Here is a 24,716-nt window from a genome sequence, read left to right as displayed (position 1 = left end):
ACGACTCAGGATAGCAACCTAACCGTAGGCTATTCGCACTGTTTTCTAGATAATCTTGGAGGTTTTCATGGCTGTCGCTGCCAACAAACGTTCGGTAATGACGCTGTTTTCCGGCCCGGCCGATATCTTTAGCCATCAAGTGCGCATCGTACTGGCGGAAAAAGGTGTCAGTGTTGAAATTGAGCTGGTTGAAAAGGATCATCTGCCGCAGGACTTGATTGATCTCAATCCCTATCAGACCGTCCCTACTTTGGTTGATCGCGAATTAACATTGTATGAATCCCGTATCATCATGGAATATCTGGATGAACGTTTCCCTCATCCGCCGTTGATGCCGGTATACCCTGTTGCGCGTGGTAGCAGCCGCTTGATGATGCACCGCATTGAGCGTGACTGGTATTCCCTGATGCATAAAATCGAGCAAGGTAATGCACAGGAAGCAGAAGCAGCACGTAAGCAGCTACGCGAAGTACTGTTATCTATCGCTCCGGTGTTTAATGAAACGCCTTACTTCCTAAGCGAAGAATTCAGCCTGGTTGATTGCTATCTGGCTCCGCTGTTGTGGCGTTTGCCGCAGTTAGGTATTGAGTTTACCGGTGCGGGTTCTAAAGAGTTGAAAGTCTATATGAAACGGGTGTTTGAGCGTGATGCGTTCCTGGCTTCTCTGACTGAAGCTGAACGTGAAATGTGCCTGGCAACTCGGGGTTAATCATCATGGAGATGTCGGATATGTCTCCGCGCCGTCCCTATCTGTTGCGCGCATTTTATGAGTGGTTGATCGATAATCAACTGACGCCACATCTGGTGGTGGATGTTACCCTTCCGGGTGTTTCGGTGCCGATGGAGTTTGCCCGTGATGGGCAGATTGTATTGAATGTGGCACCGCGTGCCGTGGGCAACCTGGAACTGGGTAACGACGGCGTGAGTTTCAATGCCCGTTTCGGTGGTGTTCCTCGTAAGGTGACCGTACCTATTGCTGCAGTCATGGCAATTTATGCGCGTGAAAACGGTTCTGGCACGATGTTTGAGCCTGAAGAAGCTTACGATCCTGATGCTAATGGTAATTTTGATGGCATCGCAGAGGAAGATAGCGAGGCTGCGCCAACTGAAAGCCTGATGTTAGTCACAGACGTTCCCCCGTCCTCACCGGACGATGATAATTCGCCGAATGATCCGCCGCAGCCTCCGCGCGGTGGTAGTCGTCCGGCATTACGGGTCGTTAAGTAACTGCTTTCATTTTCAGGTAAAGAGTTATACCCAATTAAGGGCGGCATTTTTGCCGCCCTTATTATTTTGACTCAGCCATCGTTAAGCTAATTTTTTAACGCCCAATCTTTTTCAATTCGGCTAGGCAGTTATCACGCTGGCTCATCATATCGCTATTTCTGATCGTCGATAAAGTATGGGAAGCACGTTGCTGGAAGCTGGTTTTGGCAGCACTGTCTTTGGCATCTGCCGGTGCGGTACAAACCTCTGACAACGTCAGTGTTTTACTATTGCTTACCGCTTTTAGCACCGCCGCGGGGTTATATATCAGCGCGGAAGAGAGGGCTGACTTTACTCCAGCAGTGAAACTCGTATTTCCGCCTTCGGCCAATTTAGGGGCCATGGCAATCCAGTTATCATCACCCAGCTTAATATTATTCTCCACCGCAGGTAACTGGCCAGCTTTTGCCAGCTCTGCCACCACAGCTCTGGCTCCGCGCGCCTCAATATTATAGCCAACTTCTTGATAATTAAGAGACATCGCCAATGCGCTGCCGCTTATAGCCAGCAATCCGCCAGCAATAAAAAGTAAGTGAGATTTCATAACAGATGATCCTTTCTCTAAAACAAGGCGTAACATTATATGCAGGCCAGTGAAGTTGGCCCATAAAGCATAAATAAATACAAACTCGGCCCTTACTATAGCGCTTCATGGTCAAAATGCTGCAAATAAGGCGAATTGAGATTGTTACAAAATTTTGAGTGAGGACGGGCGGGAAGCAACAAAAAAAGGCTGGATAACCAGCCCTTGATTTCTTTGGATATATCGATGGATATTGGCTATCAGACTGCCAGATAATTCATGATGCCTTCTGCGGCTTTGCGGCCTTCAGCAATGGCAGTCACCACCAAATCAGAACCACGGACAATATCGCCACCGGCAAAGATTTTTGGGTTACTGGTCTGGAAGGCATTATCAGTGCTTTCAGGTGCGACCACACGGCCCTGTTTATCCAGCGCTACGTCGTGAGCGGCCAACCATTCCATACTGTGTGGGCGGAAGCCAAACGCCATTATCACGGCATCGGCGGGCAGAACATGTTCTGAACCAGGGATCTGCTCAGCCATGCTACGGCCCCGTGCATCAGGTGCGCCCAGTTGAGTACGAACCATTTTTACGCCACAGACTTTGCCGTTGCTGTTAACGTCAATACTCAATGGTTGCAGGTTGAATTTAAATTCAACGCCTTCCTCACGGGCATTTTTCACTTCCCGCTTGGAGCCTGGCATGTTGACCTCATCACGACGGTAGGCACAGACCACGTCTGTTGCCCCCTGACGGATTGAGGAACGAACGCAGTCCATAGCGGTATCGCCACCACCAAGTACCACCACGCGTTTACCTTGCATGCTGATGTATGGCTCGTGAGCGGTTGCCTCGTAGCCCATCAACTGTTTGGTATTGGCAATCAGGAACGGCAGCGCATCATACACACCGGATGCATCTTCGTTTTCCAGATCACCGCGCATAGACTGGTAAGTCCCCACACCAAGGAACACCGCGTCATACTCCTTCAGCAGAGCATCCATGGTGATATCTTTGCCAACTTCGATATTTAGCTGAAATTCAATACCCATCTCAGAGAAGATTTTACGGCGCTTAATCATCACTTCTTTTTCCAGCTTAAAGGCCGGAATACCGAAGGTCAGTAAGCCTCCAATCTCTGGGTGACGGTCAAATACCACCGCCTGCACACCGTTACGCGCCAATACGTCAGCACAGGCCAACCCGGCAGGGCCAGCACCAATAACGGCGACACGTTTACCGGTAGGGTGAACATGGGACATATCAGGCTTCCAGCCCATCTCAATCGCTTTATCACTGATATAACGCTCGATATTACCGATGGTTACCGCGCCGAACTCGTCGTTCAGAGTACAAGACCCTTCACACAGACGGTCTTGCGGGCACACGCGGCCACAAACCTCTGGCAAGCTGTTCGTCTGGTGGGCCAGATCCGCCGCTTCCATAATCCGCCCTTCATTGGCCAGTTTCAGCCAGTCAGGGATGTAGTTATGAACCGGGCATTTCCATTCACAGTAAGGGTTACCGCAAGACAAACAGCGGTCTGCCTGTGCTTTAGCCTGTGTTTCCGAGAATGGCTCGTAAATTTCAACAAATTCAATTTTACGGATCTTCAGCGGCTTTTTCGGCGGATCTACACGCTGTAGGTCGATAAATTGATAAACATTCTGACTCATTTCAACCTCTTACTGCGCTTGAACCCGCAACTCGGCGGCGGTTCGGCTACGGTGGCCCAACAGTGCTTTCACATCGCTGGATTTCGGTTTAACCAAAGCAAACTTGGTCACCCACTCCGGCCAGTTAGCCAGAATTTCTTCGCCACGGCCAGAACCGGTCAACTGGACATGCTCAGTGATCAGCCCGCGCAGATGTTCTTCGTGGATTGCCAATTGATCGACATCCAAGACTTCTACCAGCTCAGGGTTAACACGTTTACGGAATTCACCGTCTTCATCGAGAACGTAAGCGAAGCCACCGGTCATACCGGCACCGAAGTTAATCCCGGTGCGGCCCAGTACGCAGACGATCCCGCCGGTCATATATTCACAACCGTTATCGCCGATACCTTCAACAACGGTGATGGCCCCGGAGTTACGTACTGCGAAGCGTTCACCGGCACGGCCTGCGGCAAACAGCTTACCGCCAGTAGCACCGTACAAGCAGGTGTTGCCGATAATACTGGCTTCGTGACTGCGGAAGTGGGAACCCACTGGAGGACGCACCGCGATACGGCCACCCGCCATCCCTTTGCCCACATAGTCGTTGGCATCACCAGTCAGCATTAGTTCAACCCCACCCGCATTCCAGACCCCAAAGCTTTGACCGGCAGTACCGGAAAAGTAGGCTTTGATTGGATCAGTTGCCATGCCCTGATCGCCATGTTTAGTGGCGATCGCGCCGGATAAGGCGGCCCCGACAGAACGGTCTGTATTGCGAATATCAAAGTAGAAGGTTTTGCTGTGTTTGGCTTCGATATGTGGCGCAGCCTGCGACAGCAATTCTTTGTTTAGCGTCCCTTTGTCGAATGGCGGGTTACTTTCAGTGCAAAACAGTGCTTTACCCGGATGCGGCGTGGCGGTTTGCAGCAACGGCGACAGGTCCAGTTTGTTCTGTTTGGCTGAGATACCATCCAGTTCCAGCAACATATCGGTACGGCCAATCAAATCAACCAGTTGACTTACCCCCAACTCGGCCATGATTTCACGGGTTTCCCGCGCGATGAACTGGAAGTAGTTCACCACACGCTCAGGCAAGCCGTGATAGTGGTCGCGTCGCAGTTTCTCATCCTGAGTTGCTACACCGGTGGCGCAGTTATTCAGGTGACAGATACGCAGGTATTTACAGCCCAGCGCCACCATGGGGCCGGTACCGAAGCCGAAGCTTTCGGCACCCAGGATAGCCGCTTTAACAATATCGACGCCGGTTTTAAGGCCGCCATCCACTTGCAGACGGATTTTATGGCGCAGGCCGTTGGCGACCAGTGCTTGTTGAGTTTCAACCAACCCCAGTTCCCACGGGCAACCGGCATATTTCACCGACGACAGCGGGCTGGCACCGGTACCACCGTCGTAACCGGCGATAGTAATCAGGTCGGCATAGGCTTTCGCCACACCGGTAGCAATGGTACCCACACCCGGTTCAGAGACCAGTTTCACCGAAATCAGGGCTTTCGGATTGACCTGTTTCAAGTCGAAAATGAGCTGTGCCAAGTCTTCGATCGAGTAAATATCATGGTGTGGTGGTGGTGAGATCAAGGTCACACCCGGCACGGAATAACGCAGTTTGGCGATATACGGCGTGACTTTATCACCCGGTAACTGGCCGCCTTCACCGGGTTTTGCACCTTGTGCCACTTTGATCTGGATAACATCGGCGTTTACCAAATACGCCGGTGTTACACCGAAACGACCAGACGCCACCTGCTTGATACGGGAAACCTTATTGGTGCCGTAACGAGCTGGATCTTCGCCACCTTCGCCAGAGTTAGAGAAACCACCAAGGCTGTTCATGGCGATGGCCAGTGATTCATGTGCTTCCGGACTCAGTGCCCCGATAGACATTGCCGCAGTATCAAAGCGGGTAAACAGTGATTCAGCTGGTTCAACCTGATCCACTGGGATCGGAGTGCCTTGCGGTTTAATCGCCAGCAGATCACGCAGCGTAGCGATCGGCCGCTCATTGACCAGTTTGGCATAGGCCTGATAGTCGCTATATTCGCCGCTGTGAACCGCTTTTTGTAAGGTACTGACCACATCCGGGTTGTACGCGTGGTATTCCCCGTTATGGACAAATTTCAATAAACCGCCCTGATCTAATGGCTTGCGTTTCAGCCAGGCGCGTTTGGACAGATTCTGTAGATCCTGTTGGAAATCACTGAAGCTGGCCCCGCCAATGCGGCTAACCACCCCCTGGAAGCAGAGCTCAGACAGGTCACGATGCAAGCCAACGGCTTCGAACAATTTGGCGCAGCGATAAGAGGCCACTGTCGAGATGCCCATTTTGGACATGATCTTGTACAGGCCCTTATTGATGCCGTTGCGATAGTTAAGCATCACATCGCGATACTTCTTATCAATCGCTTTGGTATCAACCAATTTAGCCAATGATTCATAAGCCAAATAAGGGTAAATCGCAGTGGCACCGAAACCAAGCAACACCGCGAAGTGATGTGGGTCACGGGCGCTGGCGGTTTCAACGATAATGTTGGCGTCGCAGCGCAGATTTTTTTCTACCAGACGAGTCTGGATAGCACCGACCGCCATGGGGGCTGGCATCGGCAGGCGATGCGGGGTAATTGCGCGGTCAGAGAGCACCAACATGACGGCTCCATCACGCACTTTACGCTCAGCTTCTTCACATAACGCCAGAACCGCTTGTTCCAAATCAGTCTCTGACGGGTCAAAGGTCAGGTCCAGACGATCAGCGCGATAGTGTTCCCCTTCCAGCGTGGTCAATTGCTGGAAGTCGGAGAACAGTAGGATCGGTGATTTAAAGCTAAGACGGTGCGCCTGACCTTCAGCCTCGCAGAATACGTTCATTTCACGACCGATACTGGTGGCCAGTGACATGACGTGCGCCTCACGTAGCGGATCGATTGGCGGGTTGGTGACCTGCGCAAATTGCTGACGGAAGTAATCGTAAATGATGCGCGGGCCGCTGGAAAGTACGGCAAATGGGGTGTCATCACCCATCGAACCGGTCGCTTCCTGACCAATTTCACCCAGTACGCGGATGACTTGATCCAGCTCTTCACTGCTGTAACCAAACTGCTTCTGATAGGTTTCCAGCGTCGAATCATCTAACTGACGGCTGCCCACCTGATCTTCGGGTAGATCTTCGAAGGGTACCAGGCGCTTAACGTTCTTCTCCATCCACTCTTTATACGGGTGGCGGCTTTTCAGATCGTTATCGGTTTCGGCTGAGTGCAGGATCTTACCGCTGCGGGTATCGATCACCATCAGTTCACCAGGGCCAACACGGCCTTTCTCGATCACTTCATCGGGCTGATAATCCCAGATACCGACTTCAGAGGCGCAGGTGATCAATTTGTCTTTGGTGATGACATAACGCGCAGGGCGCAGACCATTACGGTCAAGGTTACAGGCCGCATACCGGCCATCTGACATCACGATCCCGGCCGGGCCATCCCACGGCTCCATATGCATGGAGTTGAAGTCAAAGAAGGCGCGCAGGTCAGTGTCCATATCCGGGTTGTTTTGCCAGGCCGGTGGCACTAATAGACGCATGGCGCGGATCAAGTCCATACCGCCACTGAGGAACAGTTCCAGCATGTTATCCAGTGAACTGGAGTCCGAACCGGTCTCATTAACGAATGGCGCGGCATCCTGCAAATCCGGGATTAATGGGGTTTTGAATTTGTAAGCCCGTGCCCGTGCCCATTGGCGGTTACCGGCGATGGTATTGATTTCGCCATTATGGGCCAGATAGCGGAACGGCTGAGCCAGTGGCCAGCGTGGCACGGTATTGGTTGAGAAGCGCTGATGGAATAGGCAAATTGCCGATTCAAGGCGCAGGTCAGCCAAATCAAGATAGAAGCGTGGTAGATCCGCAGGCATGCATAAGCCTTTATAGATCGTCACCAGATTAGAGAAACTACACACGTAGAAATCTTTATCATCTGAAATACGCTTTTCGATACGGCGACGCGCGACAAACAGACGGCGCTCCATATCGCGTGGACGCCAACCCGCAGGGGCGTTCACAAAAATTTGTTCAATCCGAGGCAGGGAGGAGAGGGCGATTTCACCAAGAACGTCCGGGTTGGTCGGCACTTCACGCCAGCCAATAATCGACAGCGTTTCGTTTTGCAATTCTTCTTCTACGATGCGGCGGCTTACCTTGGCGAGTTCTTCGTCCTGGCTAAGGAACATCATGCCTACGGCATAGTTTTTGGCCAAACGCCATCCGCGTTCTTCAGCGACCATCCGGAAAAAACGATCCGGTTTTTGTAATAGCAAACCACAACCGTCGCCGGTCTTGCCATCAGCAAGGATCGCGCCACGGTGCTGCATTCGGGCCAGCGCGTGTATAGCTGTACGCACCACCTTATGGCTAGGTTCGCCTTCTATGTGGGCGATTAGGCCGAAACCACAGTTGTCCCTCTCTTGGGATTTATCGTACAACATATTTGTGAACCTCCCCAGGCTCTGCGCGACTCTCACAAATCGACTCCAAAAGGACATGGTTACATCAGACGGTATGGGCTGACAGGCGTGTATTTCTCGGCCAATCTGCTTTTCCGCCCTCCGCCAATGGCCTCTTGTGACGGTTCTCACAAGTGGTAAAAGACTTGTTTTAAGAGGGAGTCTTAAATTACTGCATAATTATGACTAGACGTTTGCCCGTCTAGAAAGCTTCCAGCGGACCTCCAACTTAGCGAGAAAGAATACTCAGGTCAAATATAGGCTTAAGAGTTATCTTTAAAGCAATAAATGGGTTATCACTATGAATAATATAATTTTATTGGTTTTTTTGCCTGTTAGGTACCCGATGGTGTCGGTGTTAAAGTGTGAGCTGTCTCACTATAGTGCAATCGACAAATCTCTGCACCCTGCTAGTGCTGGCGGGGATGTTGGAATTATATTCTAAATTTTTTATATTTATTGGTATTTAAAACTGTTTTTCACTGAATTGTAACAGAAGCGCTAAGGGGTTGGTGTAAATAAGAAAATTTAATCATCGGTCAAATGATTTTATTTGCACTTATAGTGAATGGTTATGCGGAGTTGCACCCAAGAGCATGGGAGTTGATCTCTGTCATCGCGCATTAGGTCGCTGGTGAGTAGTCTACTGACTCTTTTTCGACAGGCAGCATCAAGATTATGCAGTTGCAACAATTAGTCAATATGTTTGGTGCGGATTTACAGCGCCGCTACGGTGAGAAAGTACATAAACTCACGCTGCACGGCGGGTTTAGCTGCCCTAATCGTGATGGAACGCTAGGTCGTGGCGGTTGCACTTTTTGCCAGGTGGCTTCATTTGCGGATGAGCAAATGCAGCAACAGAGTATTGCGCAACAACTGGCGGCACAGGCGAAAAAAACCAATCGGGCAAAACGTTACCTGGCTTACTTTCAGGCTTATACCAGTACTTATGCAGAGGTGGATGCGCTTGCGGCGATGTATGAGCAGGCGTTGGCCGAGGCTGATATTGTCGGTTTATGTGTAGGAACCCGGCCTGATTGTGTACCGGATGCGGTGTTGGATTTATTGAGTGGTTATCATCGGCAAGGTTACGAAGTCTGGCTTGAACTGGGGCTACAGACGGCAAATGATAAAACCCTAAAGCGTATTAATCGTGGCCATGATTTTGCCTGCTATCAGCAAACTGCGCGCCGCGCTCGTGCCAGAGGTCTGAAAGTGTGCTGCCATTTGATTGTCGGCTTGCCCGGTGAGGATCAGGGGCAGTGCATGGACACGCTGGAAAAAGTGGTCGCAACTGGTGTTGATGGTTTGAAACTACATCCGCTGCATATTGTGGAAGGTAGCACCCTGGGGAAAGCATGGCGGGCAGGGCGTTTGCAGGAATTAGTGTTGGAAGATTACGTGTTTACCGCCGGTGAAATGATCCGCCATACCCCAGCCGATATTGTTTATCATCGGATTTCTGCCAGTGCGCGCAGGCCCACATTATTAGCGCCGTTATGGTGTGCAAACCGGTGGACCGGCATGAATGAGCTGAATAACTATATGCTTGCTCATGGCGGGCAAGCATCGGGGTTGTGATCGGCTACTGCGCGTCGTCATACTGAGATTATGCCGTGCTCAGTCTGGCTTAGCTCGCTACGCCGTAAGTTTTGCCCCCCACCTTATTTTGGCTATGCCTACCGTTTATTGGCAGATAATTGGCTTGTTTCGCAATCTCTCTCCATGATTTGCAATCTTTTCCACACTTCTGAGGAAGCCATCTTATCTCTTGCCGGTTTTACGGTATGATTTATACCCTTCGTATTTGAAGTCGCAGGGTTGTTAGCTGTGCGCACTTACCCGAATCACTTACTTGAGTAAGCTCATCGGGATTCGCTTGCTGGCTGCCTACCTGCAACTCCAATAACTTTGGGTATAGATTCCAGGGGATATCCAGAAACACTGACAGGGGTTGCTATGAAGCAAATCAGGGTATTAGCCCAATACTACGTTGATTTAATGGTTAAGTTAGGACTGGTTCGTTTCTCACTGCTTCTGGCTTCTGTGCTGGTGTTACTGGCCATGGTGGTGCAGATGGCGGTGACTTTTGTGTTGAGTGGCGCTGTTGAAACCCTCGATTTAGTGCGTTCTATCTTCTTTGGTTTACTGATAACACCCTGGGCGGTGTATTTCTTGTCGGTGGTGGTTGAGCAACTGGAAGAGTCGCGCCAGCGCCTGTCGCGTCTGGTGGATAAGCTTGAAGTGATGCGTTATCGTGATTTAGAACTGAATCAACAACTGACAGAAAATATTGCTCAACTTAATCAGGAAATTGTTGAGCGTGAAAAAGCAGAGAAAGCGCATCTGCAAGTGGTCGATAAACTGAAAGAAGAGATGGGCCACCGTGAACAGGCTCAGATTGAACTGGGCCAGCAGTCTGCTTTATTACGTTCCTTTTTAGATGCCTCGCCAGATCTGGTTTATTACCGCAACGAAGATAATGAGTTCTCTGGCTGCAATAGGGCGATGGAATTGCTAACCGGCAAAAGCGAGAAGCAATTGGTCGGGTTGACACCTAAAGATGTCTATGCGCCTGATATTGCGGAAAAAGTCATGGAGACGGACGAGAAAGTCTTCCGCCATAACGTTTCTCTAACCTACGAGCAGTGGCTGGTTTATCCCGACGGGCGGAAAGCCTGCTTTGAACTGCGTAAAGTGCCGTTTTATGACCGTGTCGGTAAGCGGCACGGATTGATGGGCTTTGGGCGCGATATAACGGAACGTAAGCGCTATCAGGACGCGCTGGAGAATGCCAGTAGGGATAAGACCACCTTCATCTCAACCATTAGCCACGAGTTGCGTACGCCGCTTAATGGCATTGTGGGGCTGAGTCGTATCCTGCTGGATACTGAATTAGACAGCGAGCAACTGAAATACCTGAAAACCATTCATGTCAGTGCTATCACTCTTGGCAATATCTTCAACGATATTATTGAGATGGATAAGTTGGAACGACGAAAAGTTCAGCTAGATAACCAGCCGATTGATTTTACTGGTTTTATGGCTGATCTGGAAAATCTGTCCGGTCTGCTGGTACAGCCAAAAGGGCTGAAGTTCATTATGGAACCGCAATTACCCTTGCCAGATAAGGTGATTACCGATGGTACCCGTTTGCGCCAGATCCTGTGGAATTTAATCGGCAACGCAGTGAAATTTACCCAGCAAGGTAAAATTGTGGTGCGGGTACGGCGTGAGAGCAATGATCGCTTGATATTTGAAGTGGAAGATTCAGGCATGGGTATCCCTGAAGATGAACAAGACAAAATTTTTGCCATGTATTATCAGGTGAAAGACAGCAATGGTGGCCGCCCGGCAACCGGTACTGGCATTGGTCTGGCGGTTTCTAAACGGTTGGCGCAAAGCATGGGGGGTGATATCACGGTGAAAAGTGTGCAAGGGTCAGGTTCATGTTTTACCCTGACCATTCAAGCACCAGTGGTAGAGCAAGCCTCCAGCACACCGTCAGGTGATGATATGCCCCTGCCAGCTCTGCATATATTGCTGGTGGAAGATATCGAGCTGAATGTCATTGTCGCGCGCTCGGTGTTGGAAAAATTAGGTAACAGCGTTGAGGTGGCGATGAACGGCCATGATGCCTTGGCGATGTTCAAACCGGATGATTTTGATTTAGTACTACTGGATATTCAGTTACCGGATATGAGCGGGTTGGATATTGCCCGGCAAATTCGGGCGGAATATGACCCACAATCACTGCCGCCACTGGTGGCATTGACCGCCAACGTCCTCAAAGACAAAAAAGAGTATTTAGATGCAGGGATGGATGACGTGCTGAGCAAGCCGTTGTCGGTTCCGGCACTCACGGCCATGATTAAGCAGTTCTGGGATCATAAGCCTCCTTCCTCCGCAAAAAAACAGGAACATATTGTGATGCAAACCCATGAATCGTTACTTGATACTGTGATGCTGGAACAATACATCGATTTGGTTGGTCCACAATTGATTCATCAAAGCTTGGAAATGTTTGAACAGATGATGCCGGGATATTTAGCGCTGCTGGACTCAAACATGACCGCGCGGGATCAAAAAGGGATTACCGAAGAAGCACATAAGATTAAAGGTGCCGCCGGCTCTGTTGGTTTGCGCCATATCCAGCAGCTTGCACAGCAGATCCAAACACCAACACTGCCAGCATGGTGGGACAACGTGCAAGATTGGGTCGATGAAGTAAAATTAGAATGGCGCAATGATGTGCAGGTATTACGTGAGTGGGTAGCGGAAGTTGAAAAAAAATAACCCCGACCGAGGCCGGGGTGCGCTAATACTGCGCCAACACCAGGGAAATCGTTAACCTGCGATACTCGTCATACTTCAAGGGACATGTGCGTTGGCTGCTTTCATTCACCCCGGTCACTTACTGATGTAAGCTCCTGGAGACTCGCTCAGTTACCGCCTTCCTGTAGCTCGAATTATGTAGGGTATATTATTTCGATTTCGAGTGGATTCGCAGGTTGTAAGGATTCGTCCATACATCATACAAGCAATAACATAGCAAATGTAAGCGCTCTTGTTACAAGATTCATTAAAATATGTGATAGAGATTGGTCTTTGTTACTAGAACGGGTTAAGCGATTGACAGCGTACAAAAAGGAGAAGTGTGATGACAACGGTCGGTGTAGTACTTAGCGGATGTGGTGTTTTCGACGGAGCTGAGATACATGAATCTGTCTTAACAATATTGGCATTGGATCGTGCTGGCGCAGAGGTTGTGTTCTTTGCCCCAAATAAACCCCAACTGCATGTTATTAATCATATTACCAACGAGGAAATGGCCGAGCAGCGGAATGTATTAGTGGAGTCGGCCCGCATTGCTCGTGGCGCTATCAAGCCTCTTTCCTCCGCCGATTCAGCGCAATTGGATGCACTGATTGTCCCCGGTGGCTTTGGCGCGGCAAAGAACCTCAGCGATTTTGCCCTTAAAGGGGCTGAATGCACTATAGATCCGGATTTAGTCACGTTAGTTCAGTCAATGCATCAGTCGGGTAAACCCATTGGGTTTATGTGTATTTCGCCGGTGATGCTACCCAAATTATTGGGTAAATCTATCCGTCTGACGATGGGTAACGATCTCGGTATTATTGATGCAATTGAAGTTATGGGCGGAGAGCATGTTGTATGCCCTGTCGATGATGTGGTGGTCGATGTCGAGAATAAAGTGGTGACAACCCCGGCCTACATGCTGGCAGCATCAATTTCTGAAGCAGCAAAAGGAATCGATAAACTGGTGACAAAGGTACTGGATTTAGCTGAATGATGTCAGTCAGGCGCGGTTTGAGTTGGCTTTGGTATTGGGGGAAACGGGGCGTTATCGGCATCGCTGCGCTATGGCTGGCGGGCATTTTGATTTTTGCCTTTTTGCCGGTCCCTTTTTCTATGGTGATGATCGAAAGGCAACTCGGGGCCTGGTTAACGGGGGATTTTTCGTATGTGGCCCATTCTGATTGGGTGCCAATGGATGAAATTTCACCTTATATGGCGCTGGCGGTAATGGCGGCTGAAGATCAAAAGTTCCCCGAGCATTGGGGGTTTGATGTTGGTGCCATCGAGTCAGCGTTATCCCATAATCAGCGCAATCAAAATCGTATCCGTGGCGCATCAACACTGTCGCAGCAAACGGCCAAAAACCTGTTCCTGTGGAATGGTCGTAGCTGGGTGCGTAAAGGTCTGGAAGTGGGGTTGACCGCCAGTATCGAACTGATATGGACCAAGCGCCGCATCCTGACGGTTTATCTGAATATTGCAGAGTTTGGCGACGGTATTTTTGGCGTCGAAGCGGCCTCACGTCATTTCTTCAACAAACCGGCCAGCAAATTAAGCGCCTCAGAGGCCGCCTTGTTGGCCGCAGTGTTGCCCAATCCGTTACGTTTTAAGGTAAATGCGCCATCGGGTTATGTTATTTCCCGCCAGCAGTGGATTTTGCGCCAGATGCGGCAATTGGGTGGGAAGGAATTCATACAGGCGAATGAGTTAGATTAATGGTTTGATGTTTTGGGTAGCTAAAAATGGGCCTGAATTTCTCCCGGCCCATAATAGGATTTATCTTTTTAAACGACGGCGTTATTTCACAATAGTGAACGCGGTGGTGACGTGCTTAACGCCGCTGACCTGACTGGCGATCTGTGCCGCCGATTGCCCTTCCTGTTGAGTGACCAGACCCAAAAGGAATACTTCGCCGTTCTCGGTAGTGACTTTCACATTAGACGATTTAACTGAATCGGCGGTCAGTAATTGTGACCGGACTTTAGTGGTTAACCAGGTATCCATCGATGCGGTGGTCAGATCGACCGGTTTACCCAGGCGCATCTCGTTATACACTTCCGTTGCACCATCGACACCTGCGGCAATTTGTTTGGCGCGGTCAGACAATTCTGTGGTTGGCGATTGCCCGGTCAGCAAAACCTTCCCTTGATAAGCTGTCACCACAAAGCGTGTCTGGCTTTTTATCTGCTGATCTTTGCTCAGCGCGTTGACGACTCTGGCCTCCAGCGTGCCATCGTCTACCTGAGTGCCGACAGAACGTGGGTCTGTAGCCGATTTAGTTGCAACGGCTGCACTGCCTACCACCACGGCACCGATACAGCCTTGCAATAGCAGGGCGCTGAATAGCATGGCAAAAATATAACCGACCTTCATTGGTGCTCCTTTAATCGTCCTGATGAGGAAATAGAGTGTTATCAATTAAGTCACACAAGCAATTCACTGTGAGCATGTGTAATTCTTGAACGCGTGCGCTACGGTGCGAAGGTATCCGGATTTCAACATCCTGCTGGCCTAACAGCCCAGCCAGCTCACCGCCATCATAACCGGTCAGGGCAACAATGGTCATATCACGGGTGACTGCCGCTTCGACCGCTTTTACAATATCACGGCTATTGCCGCGAGTAGAAATAGCCAGTAAAACATCGCCAGCTTGACCGAGTGCCCGCACCTGTTTGGCATAGACTTCGTCGTGCAAACGGTCGTTAGCAATGGCAGTCAAAACAACATTATCCGCATTCAAAGCAATAGCCGGCAGGCTTGGCCGTTCGGTCTCAAAACGGTTTATCATGCTGGCAGCAAAGTGCTGTGCATTAGCCGCCGATGTGCCGTTACCACAGCAGAGAATTTTATTGCCGTTGAGCAGTGACTGAACCAACGTCATCGCTGCACGGGATATGGCATCAGGCAGAGCCTCAGCCGCGGCAATCTGGGTTTGAATACTTTCTGTAAAGCAGCCTTTGATTCTATCCAGCACGTTAACCCACTCAGTAAAATTATTTACCCGGTATCAAACCGGAGAAAAGATTGTCAATCTGCATTGAAGGCGTTAGGCAGCCATTCTACCTGACTGCCTGTGATGGCAAAAACATCAAAACGGCACGCTGTTGAGGCAAAACTGGCACCTCGCTGCGCCAGCCATATCGTAGCGGCCTGGAGTAACCGTTGCTGCTTGCGATAGGTGACACTGGCAGCGGCCCCACCAAAAAGGTCATTGCGCCGAAAGCGAACCTCAACAAATACCCAGGTTGACTCATCGCGCATAATAAGGTCAATTTCACCGCATTTATAGCTGACATTGGCCGCCTTAAACATTAAGCCAGCCCGCTCCAAATGGCGACGAGCCTGATTCTCGTAATGGGTGCCAGTGTTCCGTTGGCTCATTTGCACTCCCTGCAACTCCACGTTCTTTGGGTATATTATCAAATTGTACGTCGTCAAATTACGCTGCCGGTACCACCATCCCCTGACGATATTGCAGCCAAGGTAATTTACGAGTGATAACACAATCCGCTGATGCGGTTAAATCACCGGTGGTGCCGCTGACCTGGAAACCAGGGATCTGGCGCATTTCAGCAAAATGATTCGACAATGTCCACGCATCAATACCCATGGCATACAAACGCACCAGCGAATAGTCGTTGGCATATTTGGCTGCCGCTTGTTGCATCAGCGCGGGGTTAGAGCCTGCCATCAATGGAATATCGCTAAACTGAATGCCTTCCATCTCCAGACGGTAATCCGGGCCAGCCCCTGCCTGATAGCTACGTGAGCTGGCAAACAACGCCGGTTTGCTGCGTGTACTGGTGGCCATATCAATCATTGGCTTAATCAGCGTCAGTTCGGCGGGAGTGGCAATGACATAAACCGCATCAATGTTACCCCCCGCAGAGGTGGATACTACTGGTGCATCGACCGGGGGAGCCGGGATCGTCAGGCCAGCAATGGTAACCGATGCCGGTGCGGCGGCAGGTGTAGCCGAAACGGTCACTGGCTGACCGGTCAGACGGATACCGGCACCACTGTTGATAGCTTGTTTCAGTTCAGCAGTAGAACCGAAGTTTTGCTGCAATACCGTCTGCCCGCCCTGTTTCTGCCACTCTTCTGCGAAGGCTTTGGCGACGCGGTCACCAAAGGCTCCACGTGGGGTCAGCAACAATGGCATTCTTTTTTCCTGACTCCACAGATGATGTGCGGCGTCGCGGGCTTCGTCTTCTGGAGATAACGCGAAGTAACAGATGTTTGGGCTGTTGGTACTGACTTCCGGCTGATTCAATGCCAGAATATTCAGTGTACTTGGCGTGGCGCTCAACTGTTCAACATCGGGCTTCAGCAATGGGCCGACAACCAGTGTTGCGCCATCTTGCTGGGCTTGTGCCAATAATACCGCCATGGGCTGAGTTGTGGTGTCATAGACCTTCACCTGTACATTGTTAGTCGCAACAGGGGCGGCCACTGGAGCCGGTACGACTGTGGCGGCCACATCTGTAGGTGTTACCGCAGTTGCATTGGTTGGTGCGCTTGCGGTGACATCAGGTGTCACGGAGGCCAGGGTTGTGACCGGTAAACCATTTTGTGCCGCAGTAAAACCTTGCTGGATAGCATCGGCAAATACCTGGGCCGGGCCACTTAATGGCAGCAATAACGCAATCTTTGCCGTAGATGCCTGGCTGAAGTTACTGATCTGAGTTAATGCTGTTGGCAGGTTTTTCGCCGCTGGGTTTTGTGGGTAACGGTTCTGCCAGTCTTTAATACCGGCTTTCAGCAGCTCAGGGTCTTGCTTGTTATCCTGATACACATGCAGTAAATCCAACCAGCCTTGCAGCACGTTTTCATCGGCATTAATCACAATATTATTTAATTCTTGCGGTGTCAGCTGTGCCAGCGATTGCCAGGTGCCATCAAGGTTATCCTGATGAGCCTTATCCTTCAGCAACGGTTCCTGAGCGATAAACGCACGGATCAGGGGCAGTGTCGCTTTACCTTGATTGGCAGCAATTTGGGCTTGATAGAAGCGAACCTGTTGGTTAGCCGAGAGCTTACTGGCATCCAGCTTACCGAGTATATCGGCTGCGGCAGGGGTGTTTTTCTGAGCAATCAGCAGTTCTGCGGTCAATAATTGCTGTTCCTCGCGCTGTGCATCGCTCAGATTTGCCGGTAAAACACCCAGCTGTTCAGCCGCCAGAGGGGTTTTCCCTTCGCGTAACAGGGCACGAATGGCGAGTAATTGCCAGCCAGCCTTGTTATCATCATCGCTCTGTTGTAACTGTTGCAGATAATAGTCAGAGTTAGCGCTTGCTTCGTCCTGTATATTTACGGGTGGCGGCGTCTGTGGTGCTCTGCCTGAACAGGCAGCCAGTATCAGGGCAGCCAGCACAACAGGGACAAGCCCTGCTTTGGAACGAACGAATGTTGAGGAAAGCATACTGTATCCAGTGATGTTTTTTTCAAGATGCTCAATATTAAATCGGTAATTCGGATGAAACAATGAATCAACACGATCGAGCAGTGATTTCTGCATCTACGCTTTATGTGGTACCCACCCCAATCGGTAATTTAGGGGATATTACCCACCGGGCGTTAGAGGTACTGAAAGGCGTTGATTTGATTGCGGCAGAAGATACACGTCATACAGGGTTGTTGTTACAGCATTTTGCGATCAACGCCCGTCTGTTTGCACTTCATGACCATAACGAACAACAAAAAGCCGATCATTTGCTGGAGAAACTGCAAGCAGGCCAGAGTATTGCGCTGGTTTCAGATGCAGGTACACCACTTATCAACGATCCGGGCTACCATTTAGTGCGCCGTTGCCGTGAAGCTGGCATCAGAGTTGTGCCATTACCGGGCGCGTGTGCGGCGATTACAGCACTTTCTGCCGCCGGTCTTGCCTCAGATCGTTTTTGCTACGAAGGCTTCCTGCCTGCGAAAACCAAAGGTCGTAAGGATACTCTGCAAGCGCTGATTGAGGAACCTCGAACACTGATCTTCTATGAATCAACGCATCGCTTGTTGGATAGTTTACAGGATATGGTAACCGTACTTGGCCCGCAACGCTATGTGGTACTGGCCAGAGAATTAACCAAAACCTGGGAGTCTATTCACGGCGCGCCGGTCGGCGAGTTACTGGCCTGGGTTCAGGAAGAAGAAACCCGCCGCCGTGGCGAAATGGTCTTGATTGTTGAAGGGCATAAAGTGCAGGCCGATGATGCCTTACCTGCTGTTGCGTTACGCACCCTGGCACTGTTGCAAAAAGAGCTGCCACTGAAAAAAGCCGCTGCCTTGGCTGCGGAAATTCATGGCGTGAAAAAGAATGCACTCTATAAGCACGCACTTGAGCAAAATGCTCAAGAGCAGGGCGGCGGCGAGTAAGCATTGAGTCCCTGAGGCATGATAGCCAGCCTCAGGGCGCTTTTAGTTTTACCTGCCGCGATGATGCCAGCCATATTGTGGGTGATACCAACCCCAGTTATATCCTTCCCTATAGCGCCATACATAGCCCCGTGCGGGCCTTGGGTAGTTGGGTTCCACATAGACGACCCCAGGGGGGGTGACGACATCTGGCTCCACAATCACGCTTGGTTCAACCACCATTCCGGGTTCCGCATACCGTGTTGGCTCGACGACACAGCCACTTAATAGTGCAACAGTAATTAGCGGGATGATAAAACCGACTGAACGTTTCATGGTAAAGCTCCCGAGCAAAAATAAGGAAATCAATTAATCTTGCTCTAGTGGTGGTGACTATCTTTAATTCTAGTCAATAAATATTATCTATCCTCATGACTTAAAAGAAAATTATTGTAAATTTATTTACAATAAGCTTTACATTATTTAAACCGCATAGAAATGAAAACCGCTAATTTAGCGTGCTGAATCTTTATTGCCGCTGGAAGATGACATTCAGCGCTAATATGACTATAATCCGCCGCGGAGTTGACTAGACAGTCGCCGCTTCGCTGCCGTCCCTTTCGGGGGAGACAGGTGAAGGGGAGGAAAGTCCGGGCTCCATAGGGCAGGGTGCCAGGTAACGCCTGGGAGGCGCAAGCCTACGACAAGTGCAACAGAGAGCAAACCGCCGATGGCCCGCGTAAGTGGGATCAGGTAAGGGTGAAAGGGTGCGGTAAGAGCGCACCGCGCGGCTGGCAACAGTTCGTGGCAGGGTAAACTCCACCCGGAGCAAGGCCAAATAGGGGTTCACATGGTACGGCCCGTACTGAACCCGGGTAGGCTGCTTGAGCCAGTGAGCGATTGCTGGCCTAGAGGAATGACTGTCCACGACAGAACCCGGCTTACCGGTCAACTCCACTCATTCCATAAAACCCCGCTTCGGCGGGGGTTTTGTGTTGTGCGTGGCAAACGTAGCCGCATGATATGTCGATGTGGAGCCGTTATGGGTAAATACCGGAGTAACGTCGGCTCGCTACATCGCAGGGCCGATGAGACATTCCCGTTTAAATTCATGGGTAGCTGATTGATGATGCGGGGAAGGGGCGATAATATCCGAGTGTTGCGGAACCGCTAAGTTAGGGTATCAGTACTGTATCTGCATACTGATACCCCGATATAACACAACCTAATCCTGACTTACCAACTGACCCGCGCGCCGATTGTGCCGCCGACGGTATGGTTGTCACCGGCATTCCGGGTGGCACTGAGCAGGTTTACATTGCCATACACTGCGTAGCGTCCATTTTGCCATTCATAGGTGCCGCCCGCGCCGACACCGACCGACTGACGCTCATCTCGGGTAGCGAACTCAACACCGGAAACGTGCACTTTGCTGCCATTGAGAAACTCATTGTGCAGGTCGACATTACTGTAAATATGTGTGCGGCGGGTAGTGCCATCTTTCGCCGTCCAGGCCGTTTCTTTATCCAGTGAGACGCCAACCCGCCCGCGCAGACTGTCGCCGTCTTGCAGTGAAACCTCACTGCCAAACGGATCACGGAAGGTATCGAAATCTACCCGCAAATAGGTCACCTGCATTTGTGGTGTCAGCGACAGCCCGTGACCCAATGAGTAACGTTTACCGGTTTCGATCGCCGAGGCATACCCACGGCCATTATTGTCGCTGGCCACAGAGTGCCCTTCGGTACTGGAGTTCAGGTCGCTGTTAAACCACATCGTCTGCAACTGACCATCGACATACACGCCATTATTGCCATACCAGGTCAGACTGGTGCCGATACCGTAACCCGAGGTGTCAATGCTGCCATAACCAAAGAACGCGCTGATGTCTGCTTTGGCTTTACCGTAGGAGAAATTCACCCCACCGGCCAGTAGTGAACCATCCTGGCCCTGATATAACGGCATATCAATACCGGTCTGCAACGTCCAGATATCAATATCACGTTGCGAACCACTGGTAGAGCGCGCCGGGTCAGTGACCTGACGACTGCCTTCGATACGGCCCCAGGCCCATTGATTATTGTCAAGGCTATCTGGACTCCGTTCAGTCAATGCGCCTTGTGACCAGTCGCGGTTACCGACACGCTGTTGCAGGGTTGGCAGGGTGTTCAACGCCGCCAATATTTGTGGATATTGCTCATACAGCGGGACACCCGCCTGATAGCGCGGACCTGAGCCGTCACCCCCATCCGGATCTGGACCTTCTGGTCCCGGGCCTTCTGGATCCGGAAGTTCAGAAGAGAGATACCAGTTACGGCCTGCGGTGGTTGCCTGCCCATCCGCGTGTAAGGTATAGGCATAAGCCCCACCCACCACCGCCTGATAACCATCGGTGGTGACATAGTCCCCGGCCAGTAAGAAGGTACCATCCTGTGCCAGACCGCCCACGGCAATGAGATTGATACCCTTAACAGTATCAGCGCCCAGACCGCCCGCATTGTTAACCCGAACGGAGGTGGTGCCAGTCGCATTGCCCTCGATGACTAAGGTATCGGTGGCCGAGTTGTCGTCACCGAGCACGGTATCGAACGTCAGCCATGCGTTTTCACCCGCGTAGTTGCCGGTCACGGTCAGTCGGTCATCGGTAGCGGATCCATTACCGCCGGTATAGCGGTTTGATAACAGGATCTCACCGGCGCTGGTGAGGTTACCGATCAGGGTCGATGCGCCAAGTGAAGACAGCGCCGCACCGTTGTCCAGTGTCAACGCACCGGTTTCAGTAGCGACCAGGGTAGGATCAACGGCGATATCGGCAGCACTGAGACGGCTTAACGCCACAGTCGCGGTATTAGCCAGTGTAGAGGTCAAACCCAGCGTGGCGTTATCCAGGACTAAAATACCGGCAGCGATATTGGCAGACAGGAAGGCATTAACGCTGCCGTTGTTCATGTTGGCGTCGGTCAACGTCCAGATGCTATTGTTAGTTTTGGTCAGGGTACCGAAGCCGGTGATGCGGTTGGCCTCGCCATCCAGAATAGCCTCTTCGCGATTATCGATACGGCTGAGGTCGAAAGTGGCCCCGCCGGTGCCGCCCAGCACCAAATGACTGTTGGCCAGATCCAGCGAGGCATTGCTCAGATCGACATAGTTGCCATTAAATACCAGCGCCTGTGTGGCCCCCTCAAGGGCGTAACCGGATTGCAGTTCTAACGTGGCTGATTTATTAATATTATCCAGCCGATGAATGCCAATAGCGGTGCCATTGCCGCCGTGCACCAAACCCCCTACCGTGACATAGCTCTCTGCGGTATTGGTTTCGATATTAATCCCGTAGCCTTCTTGCGAGACCAGCGCGCCACGGGTGATGATGTCGATGGCAGATAGGCCGGTATTATTGTAGGAATCGTCGCTAATATAAATGGCATCATCTTTACTGACGATATTATTGGCATCCACGTTGATCAGTGTATTGCCGCTCTCTGCCGAAGATCTAAGCAGAATACCTTTGCCTTCGCTGGAATTAATCTGCCCCGCCACGGTGAGAGAGGTTGCTGAATTTCCTTCAATTGAGAAGGTTGTTATATCCACACCTTCGGAAACTGAGGTGACATTATTGAGATTAATTATTGCGGTGGCATCCCCCTGATTAACATAGCTCTGGAACCTTGCTCCTATGCCATCAGTGATGAGATCTCCAGTTGCGGTAATGGCCGATAAAATTAAACCGTGAAGGCCCGTGTTGTAGGTTTCGAGCGCTGAGTTGCCAGCCTGGGAATAAATGTTATTTACATTGGCGATGATGGTGGAATTGACGCCGCTCGCATTAATGAACACATCTCCGTGATTTTCACTACTAACATTACCCGAAATATCAAGGCCTACGAGCGAGTTACCATTTTGACTTCTGGCGTTAATATTTATATTACCGTCTTCAATATTAACGTTCGCTAATTTGACTGATGTCTTGACGTCTCCGTCGTTCGAATAAGTATCGACACCCAGCCCCCCTGAAATACCGGTAAGATCACCGGTCAATATAATATCGGTTATCACCGCGCCCTGATCGCTGTTATTAAGGACATATAATAAATCAGTGGCATTATTTGCCCGCAGCGTAAAGCTTGAAAGACCGTCGTCCGCAGAGTTATAAAAATAGGAGCCTTGGCTATCTGTTGAATTAATATCACCATCAACATTGATATTGGTTATAACCGTTCTACCGGTATTATAAATACTCAAAGCACCGGATTCTGCACTGATGTTTTTTGAGTCGAAATTAACTATACCGGCGTAACCATAACTACTATTGTTGATAAACGCACCTATATTTTTGACGTTGATATCATCGGCAATATTGATGTTGGTGATGGCTGTTCCGTTGGTTGAATAGTTGGAGCTTTGAATACCGACAAATCCAGAAATAGCATGGGTATTCAGTGAGACAGTGCTGTCTCCCATCGCATATGAATAGATGTCAAGGGCGGTAGAGTCACCCAGGCCGCTGGATATCATCGCGGAAGCATCCACCCGTATGGCGGAGTCGGTAGCGCTACTGTTGTTGATGAATATACCACGGCCCATCGAACCGTTGGCCTGAACGTGAGTGGACGCCGATTGCCCGGTTGGGTAGGTATCATTCTCGATATGCAGGGAATTGGCACCTGCGGTATCGAGTACAGAGCCGTGGGTATCCAGGTAGCTGATGGCACCAGAACCGATTAACGACAGCGCAGAGTCCGTATTACTCGGCTCGATTATACTGAAACCCGGTTGGGTCTCAACCGCGATGTCTGTACCGCTCAGGGTGATCCCAGCCGTATTTACGCCTTCACAGAGATAGGTGCCCACTCCAGTGCTGGTACAGGCTGCCAGTGCGGTTTGTGGTAAAGCAATGGCAGAGAACGCAACCACCATCGCCAATGTTATGGGGTTGATCGCGGCGGCAGGAACTCGCGAGGAAACTTGTTTGCACTCTGCATCGGGTTGAATACTCGTGGTAGAAAGATATTGTCTGAAGTGTTTGAACATAAAGTTACCATATTAACTTGCCCAATTTATTGCAGATCCTTAGCTTATTTCGGATGAAAAAGAATTGTTCTCTTTCTCTCTAAACATTGTCAGCAAAAAGTGAGGCGTCTGATTAATTTTTAAAGTTACGTCTGTCGACGATTGACTTTCTAAGGTGGGATGTTCTTAACGAAGACTAACAGGGCTATGGGGTGATAATAATAAGACCATGCTATTTATTTGTAGGAAATTTCCCAAAGCCAATTCAATAACAAATAACGCCCATGAAGATTACATTAATATTACTTAGCGCGAGAGTAGTTAATTAATAGTGTCAGATAAATGTTAATTATTAAGAGTGGTCTCACTCGGCCGGTCAGGTATGGAATGAATACATTATGCCTGGGTAATGGTGAATGTTTTTAGCGGGATGTGACTGACGAGTTTAGCCTCCAGTACGACTATTTTTACCGCACTCTCATGGCTAATATCAATAAGTTGGCTTCCTTCCCGCACCACATCACGTAAGAAATTTCGCCAATATAATGTAGGAAATAACTGACAAAGGAGGCGTAAATACTTATTATACTTAATAAGTAATAAAATAATCACTTATTTTATTCAAAAGTGAATGTAATAAATTCGTGTTTTTGTTGTTAACAACCTAAACATTAAGAGTGTTATTTATTATATATTCACATTGATACTTTATTGAAATATTAAAAACGAGTGATAAATATTACAGCGATGTATCCTGATGTAATATTTATTTTCGTAAGTTATAATATATCAATCATTTATCTTAAATAAATGGCAAATATTGCAACATATAGGTAAGGTATTTTACTTTATTTATAATGCGCGCTAATGTTGTATAAATAATTATATTTATTGTACACTGACTTCCAGACGCTATCCGTCGGATATAAAATTAGATATATTTCTGAATTAAATTCGGTAAGTGTATTTAATTGTTCTGGCTATTTATATTGTACATAAAATTATGGTTAGGCTAAAAATAGCAATAACCTTGGTATTTTAATGAGTAAAAACTCAAAAAATAGCTTACTTAAGCACATGTATTA

The 24,716-nt window shown here is 49.8% G+C and carries 16 protein-coding genes and 1 other RNA gene; 8 read left to right on the top strand and 9 right to left on the bottom strand.

The features are described from left to right. Window positions 1–67 precede the first annotated feature (67 nt). Both sspA and sspB read left to right on the top strand, forming a co-directional pair. Complete coding sequence (sspA, locus tag AEP37_RS09025) at window positions 68–709, top strand: stringent starvation protein SspA (RefSeq protein WP_049612532.1); 642 nt, start codon at window positions 68–70, stop codon at window positions 707–709. Window positions 710–714: 5 nt separating this feature from the next. Then, window positions 715–1,227 carry a ClpXP protease specificity-enhancing factor gene (gene sspB, locus AEP37_RS09020; RefSeq protein ID WP_049612530.1) on the top strand — a complete coding sequence of 171 codons (513 nt, stop codon included), beginning with the start codon at window positions 715–717 and terminating at the stop codon, window positions 1,225–1,227. A gap of 94 nt (window positions 1,228–1,321) precedes the next feature. Here the strand turns inward: sspB and AEP37_RS09015 are convergent, their stop codons facing one another. From AEP37_RS09015 to gltB, 3 genes are all read right to left on the bottom strand, one after another. After that, window positions 1,322–1,810: a hypothetical protein gene (locus tag AEP37_RS09015; RefSeq protein WP_049612528.1), complete on the bottom strand. Its 489-nt coding sequence runs from the start codon at window positions 1,808–1,810 to the stop codon at window positions 1,322–1,324. Between the two features lie 239 nt (window positions 1,811–2,049). Beyond that, window positions 2,050–3,468 carry a glutamate synthase small subunit gene (locus AEP37_RS09010; RefSeq protein ID WP_049612527.1) on the bottom strand — a complete coding sequence of 473 codons (1,419 nt, stop codon included), beginning with the start codon at window positions 3,466–3,468 and terminating at the stop codon, window positions 2,050–2,052. 9 nt (window positions 3,469–3,477) lie between these two features. Beyond that, window positions 3,478–7,938, bottom strand: a complete 4,461-nt coding sequence (gene gltB / locus AEP37_RS09005; RefSeq protein ID WP_049612525.1) for a glutamate synthase large subunit — start codon at window positions 7,936–7,938, stop codon at window positions 3,478–3,480. 696 nt (window positions 7,939–8,634) lie between these two features. On the opposite strand from gltB, the gene AEP37_RS09000 reads away from it, so the two are divergent. The 4 genes from AEP37_RS09000 (at window position 8,635) to mtgA (ending at window position 13,992) form a co-directional block, all read left to right on the top strand. Then, window positions 8,635–9,537: a TIGR01212 family radical SAM protein gene (locus AEP37_RS09000; protein ID WP_049612523.1), complete on the top strand. Its 903-nt coding sequence runs from the start codon at window positions 8,635–8,637 to the stop codon at window positions 9,535–9,537. Window positions 9,538–9,915: 378 nt separating this feature from the next. Next, on the top strand, window positions 9,916–12,252 hold the full coding sequence (arcB, locus tag AEP37_RS08995; protein ID WP_049612522.1) for an aerobic respiration two-component sensor histidine kinase ArcB: 2,337 nt from the start codon (window positions 9,916–9,918) through the stop codon (window positions 12,250–12,252). Between the two features lie 364 nt (window positions 12,253–12,616). Continuing rightward, window positions 12,617–13,270 (top strand): isoprenoid biosynthesis glyoxalase ElbB, encoded by a 654-nt coding sequence (gene elbB, locus AEP37_RS08990; RefSeq protein ID WP_049612520.1) that lies wholly within the window; start codon window positions 12,617–12,619, stop codon window positions 13,268–13,270. Next, window positions 13,267–13,992, top strand: coding sequence for a monofunctional biosynthetic peptidoglycan transglycosylase (gene mtgA / locus AEP37_RS08985; protein WP_049612518.1), 726 nt, complete (start codon window positions 13,267–13,269; stop codon window positions 13,990–13,992). The genes elbB and mtgA overlap by 4 nt, the downstream gene beginning before the upstream one ends. Window positions 13,993–14,073: 81 nt before the next feature. Here the strand turns inward: mtgA and dolP are convergent, their stop codons facing one another. From dolP to AEP37_RS08965, 4 genes are read right to left on the bottom strand one after another with little or no spacing between them, the layout of a single operon-like run. Next, window positions 14,074–14,649 carry a division/outer membrane stress-associated lipid-binding lipoprotein gene (gene dolP, locus AEP37_RS08980; protein ID WP_049612516.1) on the bottom strand — a complete coding sequence of 192 codons (576 nt, stop codon included), beginning with the start codon at window positions 14,647–14,649 and terminating at the stop codon, window positions 14,074–14,076. Between the two features lie 10 nt (window positions 14,650–14,659). Further along, entirely contained in the window at window positions 14,660–15,250 is a 591-nt protein-coding gene (gene diaA, locus AEP37_RS08975) for a DnaA initiator-associating protein DiaA (RefSeq protein ID WP_049612515.1), read from the bottom strand. 53 nt (window positions 15,251–15,303) lie between these two features. Beyond that, the gene (locus tag AEP37_RS08970) at window positions 15,304–15,657 is read right to left on the bottom strand and encodes a YraN family protein (RefSeq protein ID WP_049612513.1); all 354 of its coding nucleotides are present in this window, start codon (window positions 15,655–15,657) and stop codon (window positions 15,304–15,306) included. A gap of 58 nt (window positions 15,658–15,715) precedes the next feature. Next, window positions 15,716–17,698 carry a penicillin-binding protein activator gene (locus AEP37_RS08965; RefSeq protein ID WP_049612650.1) on the bottom strand — a complete coding sequence of 661 codons (1,983 nt, stop codon included), beginning with the start codon at window positions 17,696–17,698 and terminating at the stop codon, window positions 15,716–15,718. Between the two features lie 62 nt (window positions 17,699–17,760). On the opposite strand from AEP37_RS08965, the gene rsmI reads away from it, so the two are divergent. Beyond that, window positions 17,761–18,645, top strand: coding sequence for a 16S rRNA (cytidine(1402)-2'-O)-methyltransferase (rsmI, locus tag AEP37_RS08960; protein WP_049612512.1), 885 nt, complete (start codon window positions 17,761–17,763; stop codon window positions 18,643–18,645). 48 nt (window positions 18,646–18,693) lie between these two features. Here the strand turns inward: rsmI and AEP37_RS24770 are convergent, their stop codons facing one another. Beyond that, window positions 18,694–18,960, bottom strand: a complete 267-nt coding sequence (locus tag AEP37_RS24770; protein ID WP_072086268.1) for a hypothetical protein — start codon at window positions 18,958–18,960, stop codon at window positions 18,694–18,696. Between the two features lie 245 nt (window positions 18,961–19,205). Between AEP37_RS24770 and rnpB the strand changes: the two genes are divergently transcribed. Then, window positions 19,206–19,584: RNase P RNA component class A (gene rnpB / locus AEP37_RS24255), an RNA gene on the top strand. A gap of 276 nt (window positions 19,585–19,860) precedes the next feature. Here the strand turns inward: rnpB and AEP37_RS08950 are convergent. Continuing rightward, entirely contained in the window at window positions 19,861–23,652 is a 3,792-nt protein-coding gene (locus AEP37_RS08950; protein ID WP_049612509.1) for an autotransporter outer membrane beta-barrel domain-containing protein, read from the bottom strand. Between the last annotated feature and the right edge of the window lie 1,064 nt (window positions 23,653–24,716).

It is taken from the genome of Yersinia pekkanenii (assembly GCF_001152565.1).
Lineage (GTDB): Bacteria > Pseudomonadota > Gammaproteobacteria > Enterobacterales > Enterobacteriaceae > Yersinia > Yersinia pekkanenii.
This window is presented reverse-complemented; position numbering and strand designations above follow the sequence as displayed.